This is a genomic window from Xanthobacter dioxanivorans, from assembly GCF_016807805.1.
Classification (GTDB): domain Bacteria; phylum Pseudomonadota; class Alphaproteobacteria; order Rhizobiales; family Xanthobacteraceae; genus Xanthobacter; species Xanthobacter dioxanivorans.
This window is the reverse complement of record NZ_CP063362.1, coordinates 4,013,061-4,028,986: the sequence shown is the minus strand read 5'-3', so window position 1 is coordinate 4,028,986 and position 15,926 is coordinate 4,013,061. Positions and strand designations below refer to the sequence as shown.

Genomic DNA, 15,926 nt, shown 5'->3' with positions numbered 1-15,926 from the left:
TGTGTTGGGAATCCCTGCCGAACCGCAGTCCGGCGAAGCGGCGGGACTATAGCGGCCGTCCCGTCGAATGCAAACGCCGGGCCGGGTCGATCACGGACCTGTTGAAGGCGAACGGCGCCCGCCGTCGCCAAAGCCCTCTTCCGCAAGGGCATCCGGGTGATGCCGCGCCCGGCGGCGCCGGCTTGCGTTCACCTCCTGCGTTCACCTCTTGCGTTCACTTGCCGTCGAACAGCAGGGCCAGCTTCGTCATCTGCGGCTCGTCGGTCATGTCGAGGCGCAGCGGGGTGACGGAGATGCGCCCCTCGTCCAGCGCCCGCAGGTCCGAGCCCGGCGCGGTGTCGAAGATGCGGCGCTCGAAGGCGATCCAGTAATAGGGCTGGTTGCGCCCGTCGCGACGCTCGTCGATGCGCATGAGGCGCTGGTCGCGCTTGCCCTGGAAGGTGGAGGCGATGCCGGTGATCTCGTCCGGCCCCCGGTCCGGGAAGTTCACGTTCATGACGATGCCGGGCGGAATGCCGTCGTCCAGCAGCATGCGGATGATCCTGGGCGCATGGGCCTCGGCGGTGTGGAAGTTTGGGTTCTCCCGCGTCTTGATCCCGAACGCCTGCGACAGGGCAATGGAGGGGATGCCGAGGATGGTGCCCTCGATGGCGCCGGCCACGGTGCCCGAATAGCTCACGTCCTCGGCGATGTTCTGCCCGCGATTGACGCCGGAGAGCACCAGGTCCGGCGGGCTGTCGGCGAGGATGTGCCGCACCGCCATGATGACGCAGTCGGTGGGCGTGCCCTTCACCGCATAGCGCCGCTCCTCGATCTGCCGCAGCCGCAGCGGATCGGACAGGGACAGCGAATGGGCGACGCCGGACTGGTCGAATTCAGGGGCCACGATCCACACGTCGTCGGTGAAGCTGCGCGCAATGGTGATGCAGGCTTCGAGGCCGGGGGCGTGGATGCCGTCGTCGTTGGTGACCAGGATGCGCATGGGACCTTATCCGTAAACGTTTTGGTGCCCCTCTCCCCTTGCGGGAGAGGGTGGATCGCGGCGCAGCCGCGAGACGGGTGAGGGGTTCCAGGGCCGTGCCGGCGCCCGTTTCCCCGACCGGTGCCACCCCTCACCCCGACCCTCTCCCGCAAGGGGAGAGGGAGCCCCCCCTACTTCAGCTTCTCGATGGTCTTCAGCCCGCCCATATAGGGCAGCAATGCCTCCGGCACCGTGACGGAGCCGTTCTCCTGCTGGTAGGTCTCCAGCACCGCCACCAGCGCCCGGCCCACCGCCACGCCCGAGCCGTTGAGCGTGTGCACGAAGCGCGGGCCTTTTCCTTCCGCCGGGCGGTAGCGGGCATTCATGCGCCGCGCCTGGAAGTCGCCGCACACCGAGCAGGAGGAGATTTCCCGGAACGCCCCCTGCCCCGGCAGCCAGACCTCGATGTCGTAGGTCTTCTGCGAGGCAAACCCCATGTCGCCGGTGCACAGGGTGACCACGCGATAGGCGAGGTCCAGCTTCTTGAGCACCGACTCGGCGCAGGCGAGCATGCGCTCGTGCTCCTCGGCGGACTTCTCCGGCGTGGTGATGGAGACCAGCTCCACCTTGGTGAACTGGTGCTGGCGGATCATGCCGCGCGTATCCCGCCCCGCCGCGCCGGCTTCGGCGCGGAAGCAGGGGGTGCAGGCGGTGAGGCGCAGGGGCAGTTCTTCCTCGGAGAGGATGCTCTCGCGGACGAGGTTGGTGAGGGGGACTTCGGCGGTGGGGATGAGCCACCAACCATTCCGGAAGCGTTCGGCGATTTCAGCATTTTCACCGGCTGCGGAGGTTACATCGATTTTTCCACCTGCCGAATCCATAAGAGCGACAGTTTCCGTCCCCAAAGAAGCTTCCAGCGTGCCCGGTACAACGCGAAACTGATCATCCCTAAACTTCGGCAACTGCGCCGTCCCGAACATGGCCTCATCCCGCACCAACAACGGCGGGTTGACCTCCATGTACCCATGCTCGCCCGTATGCACATCGAGGAAGAACTGACCCAGCGCCCGCTCCAGCCGCGCCAAAGGCCCCTTGTTCACCACGAAGCGGGCGCCGGAGAGCTTGGCGGCGGTCTCGAAATCCATCTGGCCGAGGGCTTCGCCCACCTCGAAATGCTGCTTCGGGGCGAAGGCATAGGTGCGCGGGGTGCCGAAGCGGCTCTTCTCCACATTGTCGTGCTCGTCCGCGCCCTGCGGCACCTCCGGCAGCGGCGCGTTTGGGATGGCGGCGAGGGCATCGTTCAGCTCGGTCTCGATGCGCTTCACCTCCGCTTCGAGGGCCGGCACCTTCTCCTTCAGCTCGGCCACCTCGGCCATGAGGGCGGCGGCGGTGGCCTCGTCCTTCTTCGCCTTGGCCTGGCCGATTTCCTTGGACGCGGCGTTGCGCCGGGCGAGCCGGGCTTCGAGGTCGGTGAGGGTGGCCCGGCGCGCCTCGTCGAGCCTCTTCAGGCCCTCGACCAGCTCGACCGCCGCCGACCGCGCCTCATCGGACCCGCCGCCGCGCCGCACCAGCGCGTCGATGAGCCCCTGAGGCTCGTCCCGGATCCATTTGATGTCGTGCATGGCAAGCTCCGCCGCATGAATGGGACGGACGGCCCCTGCCTCTCGCCATCGTCATGCCCCGGCGTGTCCGGGGCATCCACCCAGCCGTTTGCGCCGGTGCACGGGGCGGCGTGGATCCCCCGGACACGCCGGGGGATGACGGGCGGGAGAAGAAACCGCGCGCCCGAATAATTCCAGAAATCCGGAGGGTCCCGCCCTGAGTCAGTTGGCCGTGGAGGCGTCGGCCGCGTTGCGCGCCGCCTCTTCCGCCATCCGCCGCTTCTCGACGATGCCCACCAGATAGACGGACACCTCGTAGAGAAGCAGCGTCGGCAGGGCAAGGGAGAGCTGGCTGATCACGTCCGGCGGGGTCAGCACCGCCGCCAGCACGAACACCCCGACGATGGCGTAGCGGCGCGCCTTCTTCAGCATGTCCTGCGTCACGATGCCGATGCGCCCGAGCAGGGTCAGGATCACCGGCAGCTGGAAGCAGATGCCGAAGGCGAGGATCAGCGTGGTGATGAGGGACAGGTATTCAGAAACCCGCGGCAGCAGCGAGATCTCCGCCTTCCCGTCGCCGCCCACCTGCTGCATGCCGAGGAAGTAGGTCATGGCCAGCGGCATGGCGACGAAATAGACGAAGGCTGCGCCGATGAGGAAGCAGATGGGCGTGGCCACCAGATAGGGCCGGAACGCGTTCTTCTCGTGCTTGTACAGCCCCGGCGCCACGAACATGTAGATCTGCGTCGCCACCACCGGGAAGGAGATGAACGCCGCCCCGAACATGCCGAGCTTGATCTGGGTGAACAGGAATTCCTGCGGCGCCGTGTAGATGAGCTTGATCCCCGGCGCGAAGCCGGAGGCGAACTCGTAGGGCCAGAGCAGGATGTTGTAGATCTGCTTGGCGAACATGAAGCAGATGAAGAAGGCCGCGAGGAACGCGATCATCGACTTGATGAGCCGCGAGCGCAGCTCGATCAGGTGCTCGATCAGCGGGGCCTTGGAGGCGTCGATGTCGTCCTCGTCGCTCATCACGCGCTCTTGGTCTCGGTGGCGGCGGGGGCGGGAATGGCTTCGTCAGCGGCCGGGACGGCCGGAATCGGCGCGGCGGGCGCCGCCGTCTCCACCCCGCGGCGAATCTCCTCGCGCATGGCGCGGAAGGGGTCGTCCGCCTCCGGCGCGGCGGGAACATCGGGCGCCACGGGGGTCTCAGGCTTGGGATTGCCGCCCTCCACCGTGCTGCGGATCTCCTCGCGGATGGAGCGCAGCGGATCGAACATCTCGGAGGTGGCGAGGGTGGACATGGACGAGCGGGCGGTGTCGGTCACGTCCGAGATTTCCTTGCGCATGTCGGCAAGGTCCGCCTCGCGCAGCGCCTCCTGGAACTGGCCCTGGAACTCGCCGGCCATGCGGCGCAGCTTCGTGACGGTGCGGCCCACGGTGCGCAGCACCGAAGGCAGCTCCTTTGGGCCAATGACGATCAGCGCCACGATGCCGATCAGCATCAGCTCGGACCAGCCGATATCGAACATGCGCGCCTGAACCCGGCGGCCGTGCCGCCGCCCTCCTCAAGGGTTTAAGGGGTGACCGGTTTAAGGGGAGCCCGTCGTCAGACGGGCTTCTTCTCGGCCTCGGCGGCGCTGGTCGTCTGGCTCGAAAGGGGGCGCGGCGCCTCCGGCGGAGCGGCAGGCGTCTTGGCCGGCTCGTCGTCCTCCGCCAAGCCCTTCTTGAAGGACTTGATGCCCTTCGCCACGTCGCCCATGAGATCGGAGATCTTGCCGCGACCGAACAGGAGGAGCACCACGGCCAGCACTACGATCCAGTGCCAGATGCTCAACGAACCCATTTAATCGTCCTCCAAGGAAAGCTTCTTCCGGAAGCTTCTTCGCCCGATGTCCGGGCATGTCGGACGGCGACACTAGGCCCCGCTCGCGGCGAAAACAAGAACCTCGCCGGGATCGGTCCCCACCCGCACCTCATCGCCCTTCCTCAGCGTTCCAGCATCCCGCGTGCGGACGACGAGGGGCCGCTCCAGCCCGTCCACGATCACTTCCACGAGATCGAGCTCGCCCAGAAAGCGCCGCTCCAGCACGCGGCCGGCCACGCCGGGGCCGGTCGACGGGCCGAGCCGGATGCCCTGCGGGCGGATCGCCACGCTCACCGCCCCGTCCGCCACCCCCGCCGGCGCCGGGAGCAGGCCGAGGGGAGTCTCCACCGTCCCGGCCAGCGCGAATCCCTCCATCTCGTTGAGCTCGCAGAAGAACCGGGCGGCGCCGAGGTCCACCGGGCGGCGATAGAGCTCCGCCGGCGGCCCGAGCTGCACCAGCTCGCCCCGGCGCAGCAGGGCGATGCGGTCGGCGAGCCGCATGGCCTCTTCCGGATCGTGGGTGACGACGACCGCCGTGGCCTGCGCCTCGCGCAGCACGGCCAGGGTGTCGGCGCGCACCTGGTCGCGCAGGCGGGCGTCGAGGCCGGAAAAGGGCTCGTCCAGCAGCAGGATGCCCGGCCGCGGCGCCATGGCGCGGGCGAGCGCGATGCGCTGCTGCTGCCCGCCGGACAATTCGTGCGGATAGGCGTCGGCCACCTCCGCCAGGTCCACGCGGGAGAGCGCGAGCCGCGCCTCGCGCTCGGCATCGGCGCGCTTCAGGCCGCCGAGGCCGAACATGACGTTCTCCAGGTTGGTGAGGTGGGGAAACAGGGCATAGTCCTGGAACACGAGGCCCACGCCCCGCCGCTCCGGCGGCAGGAACACCCCCTCCCCCGCCACCACCTGCCCGTCGATGAGGATGCGCCCGCGATCCGGCCGCTCGATGCCGGCGGCGAGGCGCAGCAGTGAGGTCTTGCCGCAGCCCGACTGGCCGAGCAGGCACAGGACCTCGCCCGGCTTGACCGGCAGGTTGACGCCACGCACCGCCGGCACGCCGCCATAGGCGAGCTCCACCGCCTCGAAGGTGAGGCCCTTGGCGATGGCGGCGGGAGTGCGGCTGCGCACGGGTGCCTCCTGGATATCCTCGACCAGCACGCAGACTCTCTCCCCTATGCGTCCCCGCGCGCGGAGGGCGCCGGCTCCTCCGCGTCGTCCCCGCCCTCCTCGTCGTCCGACGGCGGGGGCGACAGGGTAAGGTCGAGCGGCTCCAGCGCCTCCTCGTCCTCCCGCAGGCTGGGGTCGTCGGAAGGCAGCGGTATGGCGAAGCCGGCGGGCAGGCGGCCGTCGATGAGGCCGGCGCCCTTCATCTCATCGAGGCCGGGCAGATCCTGCACCGCATCGAGCCCGAACTGAACCAGGAAGGCGGGCGTGGTGCCGTAGGTCACCGGCCGGCCCGGCGCCTTGCGCCGCCCGCGCAGGCGCACCCATCCGGTCTCCAGGAGCACGTCCAGCGTCCCCTTGGAGGTGGAGACGCCACGGATCTCCTCGATCTCCGCCCGTGTCACCGGCTGGTGGTAGGCGACGATGGCCAGCACCTCCACGGCCGCGCGCGACAGCTTGCGCGCCTCCGGCGCCGGCCCCGCCACCACGCGGGCCAGGTCCGGCGCCGTGCGCAGCATCCAGCCGCCGGCCGCCTTCACGATGTTGACGCCGCGCCGCGCATAGTCGGCGGTCAGCGCCTCCATGAGCGCGTCCAGGTCGGCGCCGGCGGAAAGGTGGGGCTTGAGGGCGCGCGCATCCACCGGCGCGGCGGAGGTGAAGAGCAGCGCCTCGATGGCGCGCAGGTCGCGCGCGAAGGCATAGGCCCGCTCGTCCTCCGGACGCACGTCGAACAGGTCGATGCGCGGTGCGGGACGGGTCATGTCTCCTCTCCCGGCTCCCCCGGCCCGATGCCCGGCAACGGGGGCTCGGCGGGCCGCGGCCGGAGCCACAGAGGGGCGAAGGGCGCATCCTGCCGGATGTCCAGCGTGCCCTCACGCACCATTTCGAGGCTGGCCGAGAAGCTCGATGCGAGCACGGTGGCCCGCTGTCCCGGCTCCGTCATGTAATCCAGCAGGAACTGGTCGAGGCGCATCCATGCGCCCACCGCCTCGGCACCCAGCAGCCGCTCCAGCCGCGCCCGCGCCTCGGCGAGGGACCACACCGCGCGGGTCTTGAGGGTGACATGGGACAAGACCTGCGTCTGCCGCTGCCGTGCATAAGCAGTGAGCAGGTCGTAGAGGGTGGCCGTGTAGACGGTGTAGCGCGGGACCGCCTCGGGATCGGGCACCACGCGGGCGAAGGTTTCGCGGCCGAGCTGCGGACGGCCCATCAGCTCCTCCGCCGCCTTGCGGATGCGCTCCAGGTGGCGCAGGCGGCGGGTGAAGGCGGCGGCGAGCTCCTCGGCGCTCGGCCCCTCCTCCTGCGGCGGGGCCGGCAGCAGCAGGCGCGACTTGAGGTAGGCGAGCCAGGCCGCCATCACCAGATAGTCCGCCGCCAGCTCCAGCCGGCCGCGCCGCGCCTCCTCGATGAAGGCGAGATACTGGTCCGCCAGCGCCAGGATGGAGATGCGGGTCAGGTCCACCTTTTGAGTGCGCGCCAGCGCCAGCAGCAGGTCGAGCGGCCCCTCGAAGCCGTCCACGTCCACCACGAAGGCCTCGCCGGAGCCCGCCGGCGCGCTGTCCGCGCCGATCTCGAAGGCATCCGGTGCGGCCTCGCCCGCCATGGTCAGGCCACCGTCTTGAGATGGGCCGCCACGGCGGCCCGCAGGTCTGCCGCATCCACCTCGTCACAGGCCTCCCGCAAGGCGAGGGCGCGCCCGGCCCGCTCGTAGGCCACGCCGCCGAGGAGGGGTGACACCGCGGCTACATCCTCCATCTCCCCCAAGCGGCCGTTGCAGTGGAGCAGCATGTCGCAGCCGGCGCCGATGGCGTCGCGCCCGCGCGTGCGCATGTCGCCGGCGAGGGCCCCCATGGACAAGTCGTCGCTCATCAGCAGGCCGGAGAAGCCGATGGAGCCGCGAATGACCTCCGCCACCACCTTCGGCGAGGTGGTGGCGGGGTGCGCGGCGTCGATGTCGGCGTAGACCACATGGGCGGTCATGCCGAGGGGCAGGTCGGCCAGCGCCCGGAAGGCGGCGAAGTCCTGCTCCTCCAGCACGGCGCGGGGGGCGGCGACCACGGGAAGCTTCTCGTGACTGTCCACCGGGGCGCGGCCGTGCCCCGGAATGTGCTTCAGCACCGGCAGCACACCGCCTTCCAGGAGCCCCACCGCCGCCGCGCGGGCGAGCGCCGCGACCGGCTCCGGCTCCGTCCCATAGGCGCGGTTGCCGATGATGCCGTGGCCGTCCGGATGGCGCAGATCCGCCACCGGCAGGCAGTCCACGTCGATGCCCAGGGCGGAAAGGTCGGCAGCGATGGCGCGGGAGTTGAGCCGCACCGCCTCCAGCGCTGCCATCTGGTCGGCGAGATAGAGGGCGCCGAAGGCCTCCGCCGGCGGATCGTCGGTCCAGTGCGGCGGACGCAGGCGCTGCACCCGCCCGCCCTCCTGATCGATGAGCACCGGCGCCGCCCAGCCCACCGCATCGCGCAGGCCTTCCACGAGGGCGCGCACCTGGTCCGGGTCTTCCACGTTGCGGGCGAAGAGGATGAAGCCCCACGGCTCCGCCGCGCGGAAGAAGGCGCGCTCGTCCTCGGTCAGGCGCACGCCGGAGCAGCCGGCGATGAAGGCTCTGGATGTCATGGTCTGGCCCTATAAGCGGGGTGGGACGCCGTCAAGGGCGGGGGCGATGCCTTATACCATCGGCCCGACCTTCGGCGGGGCGCAGCGCGGGGGCTGGTGCGCCTTGCCCCAGCTCCAAGCGCCAGGTCCAAGCGTCAGGTCCAAGCGTCAGGTCCAAGCGAAAGCCGCCATACGAAAGCAGTCATGCGAAAACGGCCGGGCAAGCCCGGCCGTCGTTCGAAAGGAAAGCAGGCCGGCTCAGAGCCCGGCCACGTAGCGGCCCGGATCCACCGGCTGCGACCCCTTGCGGATCTCGAAGTGGAGCTGGGGCGCGGTGACGCCGCCGCTCTGGCCCGCCTTGGCGATGACCTGGCCGCGCCGCACGGTATCGCCACGCTTCACCGAGAGCTCGCTGTTGTGGGCATAGGCGGTGACATAACCGTCGGAGTGCTTGATCAGCACCAGGTTGCCGTAATCCTTCAGCTCGTTGCCGGAATAGGCCACCACGCCATCCTCCGCGGCGCGAACGGCGGTCCCTTCGGGAACGGCGAAGTTCACGCCGTCGTTGCGGGCGCCGCCGGGCTTCGGCCCGAACGAGGCAATGACGCGGCCGCGCACCGGGGCGCGGAACTGGGGGCCGGAGCCGGGCGTGCGCGGGCTGTCGTCCGCGTCTGCCACCGGCGACACCTTGGCGGCCGTCTCAACCTTGGTCTCCGGCGCCTTGGCCGAAGCGGAAGCGCCCTTGGCGGGGGTCGCGGCCACCGGCGGGGCGGCCTGCGCCACCACCGGAGCCGTCGTCTGCGGCTTGGCCGCGGCGGCAGCCGGAACCGGGCCGGTCGCAGGCTTCGCCGGAGTGGAAGTGGCGGAGGCCGGAAGCGTGCCGAGGGTGCCCGAGGCGGCGGCCACCTGGGGCGGCTTGGCGCCTGCGGCGGGAGCGGCGGCCGTGGCGCTGCCGCGCGGCTGGGCGGCGCCGTTGCCGCCGGGCGGGATGATCAGGGTCTGGCCGGTGCGGACCGTCCGGCCCGCCTCGATGCCGTTCACCGAGCCGAGGGACGCGGGCGACACATTATACATGCGGGCGATGGAGCCGAGCGTCTCGCCCGCCACCACCACATGGGTGCCCGCCGCCGCCGGACGCGCCGAGGCCGTCACCGGCGGGGGAGCGGAAGCCGCGGGCGCGCCGTAGTTGCCGGCGCCATAGCCCGGCGCGCCATAGAGCGGCTGGGAGGAGCCCGCCGCCGCATAGGAGGCGGGCGGAGCCCCGGCGGCCGCCTGACCGGGCGGCGGCAGCGGCACGGAATCCACGCGGCCCGTCGGCGCGGCGCCGAGGGAGCCGGTGACTTCCGGCGCCGCCGGCGCCTGGCCGTGGGGCTGGCCCTGATAGCCATAGCCGGGCTGGGGGGAATCGGCGGCGAACCGACTGGTGTCCGAGCTGCACCCGGCGACCGTTCCGGACACAAGCCCGATCAGCGCCAGTCGCGCGAAGACAATACGCCCGTGAGTCTCGCTGGGGATACGCATGTGACCGAACTCGCACGCAACAAAAGTCGCTGGCAGTTAAGGGGCCCATGCGTAAACGGCGGCTTAAGTGACATCGATCCGGCCCGCCATCGCCGAAGTTTGGCCGGACCCGTTGCCCGAAGGCAACACCCCATCGGCCCCGCCGAAGCTGGCGCAGGGCCGGGCTCGCCTTCCCGCTTGCGACGCGAGCTGATCGGCGGGCGCTCTAACGCGCGGCCGGCGCGGTCACCACGTTGCGGCCGCTCGTGGCCGTGTCGGCCATGGTTTCGCCCAGGCCGCTGACGTGCTCGCGGTAATGGGTGCGGGTGTTCTCGTCCACCACGGCCACCGGGGCGGCGATGACGAGGCCGGCGGCGGTGCCCACGGTGGCGGCGGCATCCGAGGTCATCTTGATGATGTGCTCGCCCACGCCGACGCGGGAATCGGTCATGGTCTGGCCCTCGGCGAGGCGGGAGCCGATGGCTTGCACCACCTGCGGGCTGGCGGCGAACTTGCCGTGGGCGAGGGCGTCGTCGGTCTTCAGCTTGGTCAGGTCGATGACGTTGATCTTGTTGCGCTCGAACTCGGAGCGGTAGGGCTCCTTCTCCGGATCCACCTGCCCCACGCGCGGAATGTCACCCCACACGCGCTTGGAGACGGCCAGCGCCTTGTCGTCCTGGGAGACGAACAGGGTGAAGGCGGGACGCTCCGATCCGATCTCGTTGAAGAAGGAGGCGAAGACGTCCACGTCGACGTCCGGCGCGGCGAGCATCACATACTTGATCTTCGGCAGGATGCGACCGTTGCGGATCGCCATCTGCCGCAGTGCCTCCAGCGTCACCACGTTCCCCATGGAATGGGCGAGGATGGAGATCTCACCCACGTTGGGGTCCTTGGCCATGAAGGTGAGGAGCCGCTCCAGCGCATCGCGCGAGACGGAGGTGCTCTCCCGGTCGTAGCCATAGGCGAGCAGGCTGCCGCGGGACGGCCAGGTGAACAGGACCGGCGTCACCGGGGCGTTGGAATCGTGGACGATCTGGGCGAAGCGGAACACCGCGTCGTCGAAGCGCTGATTGAAGCCGTGGACGAACACCAGCGCCTGCCGGTTCGGCGTGCGGCGGATGCGCTCGTGGAACCACTTGATGGCCTGATCCTGGGTCAGGGCATCGAGCCGCGTGGTGACGAAATCGGTGGCCGGATTGCCGGGAACGGACCTCGGCCATTGCACGTCGCCGACCTTGCGGGCGCTGTCCGGCGGGATGGAGACCTCGATCTCCGCGAAGCTCGAAATGCTCGACCGCTCACCGGAGAAGACATCCGGCCCATCGGTACGCTCGCGCACCGTGGCCACCACCATGTCCACGCGGGAGGTGCCGGGCGTGTCGTCCACTATCGGGATGAGGACGCCGGCGGGACGCCCGGAGCAGCCGGAGAGGAGACCGAGCAGGAGCGCACCTGCAACAACCCGCACCCCCCGGCGCGACACGTCCGACCGCAATGGACTTCCCCCGACTGAAAAACCAGAGCTTGCGATAGCCCACACCCCACCCCCCGGCAACCCGGACCCTGCGGAAGCACAGGGCCCGGACGGAGATTCTTCTAGAGTGTGGCCGCCGCGCCCGGCACCAGCGGCACGAAACGCACCTTCATGAGGTCCGTGCGGGTACGCCCGGACTGCGCCTTCTCGTAGCGCACCAGGGTCTGCACCTCCTCGGGTGGCCCGAGCGGCATCACGATGATGCCGCCGAACTTGAGCTGGTCCACCAGCGCCATGGGAATGTCCGCCGCCGCCGCCGTTACCAGGATGCGGTCGAACGGGGCCCGGCCGGGCATGCCCTGGATCCCGTCCCCCACGAAGGCGGTAACGTTGCGCAGCCCCAGCACCTCGAACCGTGTTTGCGCCTCGGTAACCAGGGACCGGTACCGGTCCACGGTCACCACCCGCGCGGCCAGGTGGGAGAGGACCGCCGCATGGTATCCAGATCCCGTTCCCACTTCGAGCACCGAATGCTCGGCGGTGACCGAGAGAGCCTCGGTCATGGTCGCCACGAGGCTCGGCTGGGACATGGTCTGCCCGCAGGCGATGGGCAGCGCCACATCGTCATAGGCGTGCCGGCGAAGGATCGGATCCACAAAGAGCGGACGTGGAACCAGCTCCATGGCGCGCAAGACCGCCACGTCGCGAATCCCCCTCTGGCGCAGGCCCAGAATGAAGGCCATGCGTTCCGCCTGCTCGCCATCGCCCTCGCCGGTGCTCATGCAGAACACTCACATTTTCGGATTACATGTTGAAACTTATAGCAGATCATCCCTAACCTCCAGTTGAAGTAGAAGATGCGGCGCTTGCGCCCTCCCCTCTGATCGGACACCCTCCCGGCGTCATGCGTCCCGACGCCCTTCTCCCCCTGTTCGCCCCGCTCACCAGCCTTCCGGGCATCGGCCCGAAGCTGATCAAGCCCTATGCGCGCCTGTTCGGGCGGGAGATGCCCCGCGTCGTCGACCTCCTCTTCCACATGCCGTCCGGATTCGTGGACCGGCGCGCCCGCCCGGCCATCGCCGAGGCGGTGCCGGAGACCGACGTGACGCTGGAGGTGAAAGTGGACGGCCACCAGCCCCCTCCCCCCGGCAGCCGCGCCCCCCACCGCACCTATGTGTCGGACGGCAGTGCCGACATGGTGGTGGTCCACTTCAAGATCGAACCGGCCCGCATCGAGCAGATGCTGCCGGTGGGGGCGACGCGCTGGCTGTGCGGGCGCATCTCGCTCTATGACGGCATGCGGCAGATGACCCATCCCGACCGCATCCTCGACGCCGCGGGCCTCGCCCGCCTGCCGGCGGTGGAGCAGGTCTACCCGCTGGTGGAGGGCCTCGCCGCCGGCCATCTGCGCCGGTCGCTGGAAGCCGCCCTGCAGCGGGTGCCGGACCTGCCGGAATGGATCCCCGACGCCGTCCTCGCCGGCCGGGGCTGGCCCTCCTTCCGCGCGGCCCTCGCCCGCGTCCACCGCCCGGCCAGCCCGCACGAGGCGACCCCGGCCGGGGCCCCGTGGCGGCGGCTCGCCTTCGACGAGCTGTTCGCCCACCAGATCACCCTCGCCCTCGTGCGGGCGCAGGAGGAGAAGGCGGGCGGGCGGCCCACCACCGGCGACGGGGGGATCACCGCGCGCCTGCGCGATGCCCTTCCCTTCCGCCTCACCGGGGCGCAGGAACAGGCGGTCGCGGCCATCCTCGCGGACCTTTCCGCCGACACCCGCATGCTGCGCCTGCTCCAGGGCGACGTGGGCTCGGGCAAGACGGTGGTGGCGCTCATGGCCGCCGCCGCGGTCGCCGAGGCCGGACGCCAGACCGCCCTCATGGCCCCCACCGAGATCCTGGCCCGCCAGCACCACGAGACCCTCGCGCCGCTGGCGCAGGCGGCCGGCCTCGGCGTCTCGATCCTCACCGGCCGCGAGAAGGGGCGCGCCCGCGAGGCCATCCTCGCCGGGCTGCGGGAGGGCCGCACCGACCTCGTGGTCGGCACCCACGCCCTGATCCAGGACGACGTGGCCTTCCGCGACCTCGCCCTCGCGGTGGTGGACGAGCAGCACCGGTTCGGCGTGGAGCAGCGCCTCGCCCTCGCCCGCAAGGGGGAGGCGGTGGACATGCTGGTGATGACCGCGACCCCCATCCCGCGCACCCTCGTCCTCACTTTGTTCGGCGACATGGATGCGAGCGAGCTGCGCGAGAAGCCTCCGGGCCGGCAGGCCATCGACACCCGCGCCGTTCCCCTCGACCGGCTCGACGAGGTGGTGGCGGCGGTGGGACGGGCCCTGTCATCCGGCGCCCGCGCCTACTGGATCTGCCCGCTGGTGGAGGAGACCGACACCTCGGACCTCGCCGCCGCCACCGAGCGCTTCGAGACACTGAAATCCGTCTTCGGCGACAAGGTCGGCCTTATCCACGGGCGCATGTCCGGCGCCGCCAAGGACGAGGCCATGGCGCGATTCTCGGCCGGCGACACGCGCCTGCTGGTGGCCACCACCGTGGTCGAGGTGGGGGTGAACGTGCCCGAGGCCACCTTGATGGTGATCGAGCACGCCGAGCGCTTCGGCCTCGCCCAGCTCCATCAGCTGCGCGGACGGGTAGGTCGCGGCGACAAGCCCTCCGTCTGCCTTCTGCTCTACCGTGCGCCTCTTGGCGAGACCGCCAAGGCCCGCCTCGCCATTCTGCGCGAGAGCCAGGACGGCTTCCGCCTCGCCGAGGAGGACCTGCGCCTGCGCGGGGAAGGCGACGTTCTGGGCACGCGGCAGAGCGGCATGCCGGGCTTTCGCATCGCCCGCACCGAATGGCACGGCGGCGAGGTGGAGGCCGCGCGCGACGCCGCCGCCGTCCTGGTGCGCGCCGATCCCGACCTCGTGGGTCCGGCCGCGAGCCCCGCGCGGACCCTGCTCCACCTGCACGAGCGCGATGCCGCGGTGCGCTTGCTCTCCGCCGGGTGAGGCGCCATGGTCCGCCGATGATTCCAGATCCGGACACCTCGGATTCACCGGGCGCCGCCAATGGCGGCCTCGCGCCGCGCGGATCGGAACGCGACCGGCTGGTTTCGGCCCGGTGGGTGCGGGCGGCCATCTATCGCCGGCTCCTGTTCGCCGCCGGCATCGTCTTCCTCGTCGTCGGCGCCATCGGCATGGTGGTACCCATGCTGCCGGGCACGGTGTTCCTCATCCTCGCCGCCTGGTGCTTCGCCCGCTCCTCTCCGCGCTTCGAGGCCTGGCTGCTGAACCACCGCTATCTCGGCCCGAGCGTCGTCCGCTGGCAGCAGACCGGCGCCATCCCGCCGGTGGTGAAGCTGTTCGCCCTGTCGAGCTTCGTCGGCACCTTCACCGGCTCGTGGTATTTCGGCGCGCCGGACTGGCTGCTGGCGATACTGGGGCTGGCGTTCATCCTGCTCGCCATCTTCATCGCCACGCGGCCGAACCGATAAGGCCAGCGCTCCAGGTGCGCGCGGGGGTGGTTCAATAGTCGCCGGCGCGGCGCAGCGGCACCACGTTGCCCGCCTCTTCCGGCGCCAGGCACACCTGGTTGCGACCCGCCCGCTTGGCCGCATAGAGGGCGGCGTCGGCGCGCTCCTGCGCCGCGTGCAGCACCTCGCCGGCCCGCACGTCCGCCACCCCGATGCTGACGGTCATCGACGCCACCTCTCCCTCGCCATGGGAGACGGTCGCCTGTCGGATCGCCTCGGCCTGCAGCCACGCGGTCTCGCGCGTGGTGCGGTCGAGCAGGACGGCGAACTCCTCCCCGCCGAGACGGCCGATCACCGCCGACTGGGGCATGGTGTGCTCCAGAAGCTGCGCGAACCAGCGGATCGCGCGGTCGCCGGCGGCATGGCCGTAGGTGTCATTGACGCGCTTGAAATGATCGATGTCGATGAGCAGCAGCGCCGCCATCCAGCCCGCGCGCCGGTCCTGCGACAGGACGCGCGCGGCACGCGCCTCGAAGCCCCGCCGGTTGAGCACGCCCGACAGCAGGTCCGTCTCCGCCTCCGCCCGGGTCTCGCCGATGACCGCCAGAATCGCGTTGATGAGCAGGAGCAGCCCGGTCGCGACCATCAGCGTTCCGGTACCGATCTGCGAGACCACCGCGAAGGCGCTGTCCATGTAGTTGGGTTGATGCGGCCCCGTATGCTCTCTGAGCGCCAGCACCGCCTTCAGCGGCAGGTGCAGGAACAGGAGCCCGAACATGCCGGCGATCAGCAGGTCGCGGGGCTGCCGGGGACTGTCGCGCAGCACCACCAGCACGCAGATCGCCGTGGAGAGCATGAAGGGCAGCAGGTAGAGGACCACGTAGACCGGCGTGCCGCGCTCGACCAGCTGCACGAGCAGGCCGGAAAAGAGGGTCGCGCCGGCGAGCACCGCCACGGTCCGCCACGGGATCGGCCGGCGATAGAATGAGGCGAGCGCCGGCACCATCAAAAGCAGGCAGGTGGCGAAGGCGAGGTAGATGACCGGGCCGAAGAGGAGGGTCCAGCCGGTATAGGCCTGCGCCAGCTGGGCGATGGGCGTCAGCATGGCGGCGCCGAAGCTCGCCGCAAACCACAGGAACGCCTTGTGTTGCGGATAGACGATGGAAATCGACAGATAGCTCACCGCGAACAGCGCCGCGACGGCGACGTTCATGAGAATCGGCAAGGTCGCTGCGTGCATCGGCCAGCGTCCGCTCTTCCGTGAGCCGGGTCCACAAGGGATCAACTTCTTCGCCGACG

The 15,926-nt window shown here is 70.3% G+C and carries 15 protein-coding genes; 2 read left to right on the top strand and 13 right to left on the bottom strand.

Annotated features, from left to right (window positions below):
* Positions 1-214: 214 nt before the first annotated feature.
* The 12 genes from surE to EZH22_RS18720 all read right to left on the bottom strand — a co-directional run bounded on the left by surE (position 215) and on the right by EZH22_RS18720 (position 11,947).
* The gene (gene surE, locus EZH22_RS18775) at positions 215-982 is read right to left on the bottom strand and encodes a 5'/3'-nucleotidase SurE (RefSeq protein WP_203192017.1); all 768 of its coding nucleotides are present in this window, start codon (positions 980-982) and stop codon (positions 215-217) included.
* 170 nt (positions 983-1,152) lie between these two features.
* Positions 1,153-2,583, bottom strand: a complete 1,431-nt coding sequence (gene serS / locus EZH22_RS18770) for a serine--tRNA ligase (protein WP_203192016.1) — start codon at positions 2,581-2,583, stop codon at positions 1,153-1,155.
* 201 nt (positions 2,584-2,784) lie between these two features.
* Positions 2,785-3,594 carry a twin-arginine translocase subunit TatC gene (gene tatC / locus EZH22_RS18765; RefSeq protein WP_203192015.1) on the bottom strand — a complete coding sequence of 270 codons (810 nt, stop codon included), beginning with the start codon at positions 3,592-3,594 and terminating at the stop codon, positions 2,785-2,787.
* Positions 3,594-4,094, bottom strand: coding sequence for a Sec-independent protein translocase protein TatB (gene tatB / locus EZH22_RS18760; protein WP_203192014.1), 501 nt, complete (start codon positions 4,092-4,094; stop codon positions 3,594-3,596). The genes tatC and tatB overlap by 1 nt, the downstream gene beginning before the upstream one ends.
* Before the next feature lie 77 nt (positions 4,095-4,171).
* Entirely contained in the window at positions 4,172-4,408 is a 237-nt protein-coding gene (locus tag EZH22_RS18755) for a twin-arginine translocase TatA/TatE family subunit (protein ID WP_203192013.1), read from the bottom strand.
* 72 nt (positions 4,409-4,480) lie between these two features.
* On the bottom strand, positions 4,481-5,584 hold the full coding sequence (locus tag EZH22_RS18750; protein ID WP_231711038.1) for an ABC transporter ATP-binding protein: 1,104 nt from the start codon (positions 5,582-5,584) through the stop codon (positions 4,481-4,483).
* Positions 5,585-5,598: 14 nt separating this feature from the next.
* Positions 5,599-6,351, bottom strand: a complete 753-nt coding sequence (scpB, locus tag EZH22_RS18745; protein WP_203192012.1) for an SMC-Scp complex subunit ScpB — start codon at positions 6,349-6,351, stop codon at positions 5,599-5,601.
* Positions 6,348-7,193, bottom strand: a complete 846-nt coding sequence (locus tag EZH22_RS18740) for a segregation and condensation protein A (protein WP_203192011.1) — start codon at positions 7,191-7,193, stop codon at positions 6,348-6,350. Before EZH22_RS18740 ends, scpB begins: the two co-directional genes overlap by 4 nt.
* A 2-nt stretch (positions 7,194-7,195) precedes the next feature.
* The gene (nagZ, locus tag EZH22_RS18735) at positions 7,196-8,209 is read right to left on the bottom strand and encodes a beta-N-acetylhexosaminidase (RefSeq protein ID WP_203192010.1); all 1,014 of its coding nucleotides are present in this window, start codon (positions 8,207-8,209) and stop codon (positions 7,196-7,198) included.
* Positions 8,210-8,446: 237 nt separating this feature from the next.
* Positions 8,447-9,709: a M23 family metallopeptidase gene (locus EZH22_RS18730; protein ID WP_203192009.1), complete on the bottom strand. Its 1,263-nt coding sequence runs from the start codon at positions 9,707-9,709 to the stop codon at positions 8,447-8,449.
* Between the two features lie 205 nt (positions 9,710-9,914).
* Positions 9,915-11,159, bottom strand: coding sequence for an alpha/beta hydrolase (locus tag EZH22_RS18725; protein ID WP_231711037.1), 1,245 nt, complete (start codon positions 11,157-11,159; stop codon positions 9,915-9,917).
* Between the two features lie 128 nt (positions 11,160-11,287).
* Positions 11,288-11,947, bottom strand: coding sequence for a protein-L-isoaspartate(D-aspartate) O-methyltransferase (locus EZH22_RS18720; protein ID WP_203192007.1), 660 nt, complete (start codon positions 11,945-11,947; stop codon positions 11,288-11,290).
* A 122-nt stretch (positions 11,948-12,069) separates the two neighbouring features.
* On the opposite strand from EZH22_RS18720, the gene recG reads away from it, so the two are divergent.
* Both recG and EZH22_RS18710 read left to right on the top strand, forming a co-directional pair.
* On the top strand, positions 12,070-14,163 hold the full coding sequence (gene recG / locus EZH22_RS18715; RefSeq protein ID WP_203192006.1) for an ATP-dependent DNA helicase RecG: 2,094 nt from the start codon (positions 12,070-12,072) through the stop codon (positions 14,161-14,163).
* Between the two features lie 17 nt (positions 14,164-14,180).
* The gene (locus tag EZH22_RS18710) at positions 14,181-14,648 is read left to right on the top strand and encodes a YbaN family protein (RefSeq protein WP_231711036.1); all 468 of its coding nucleotides are present in this window, start codon (positions 14,181-14,183) and stop codon (positions 14,646-14,648) included.
* Positions 14,649-14,679: 31 nt separating this feature from the next.
* Here the strand turns inward: EZH22_RS18710 and EZH22_RS18705 are convergent, their stop codons facing one another.
* Entirely contained in the window at positions 14,680-15,840 is a 1,161-nt protein-coding gene (locus EZH22_RS18705; protein WP_210352026.1) for a GGDEF domain-containing protein, read from the bottom strand.
* Positions 15,841-15,926 lie beyond the last annotated feature (86 nt).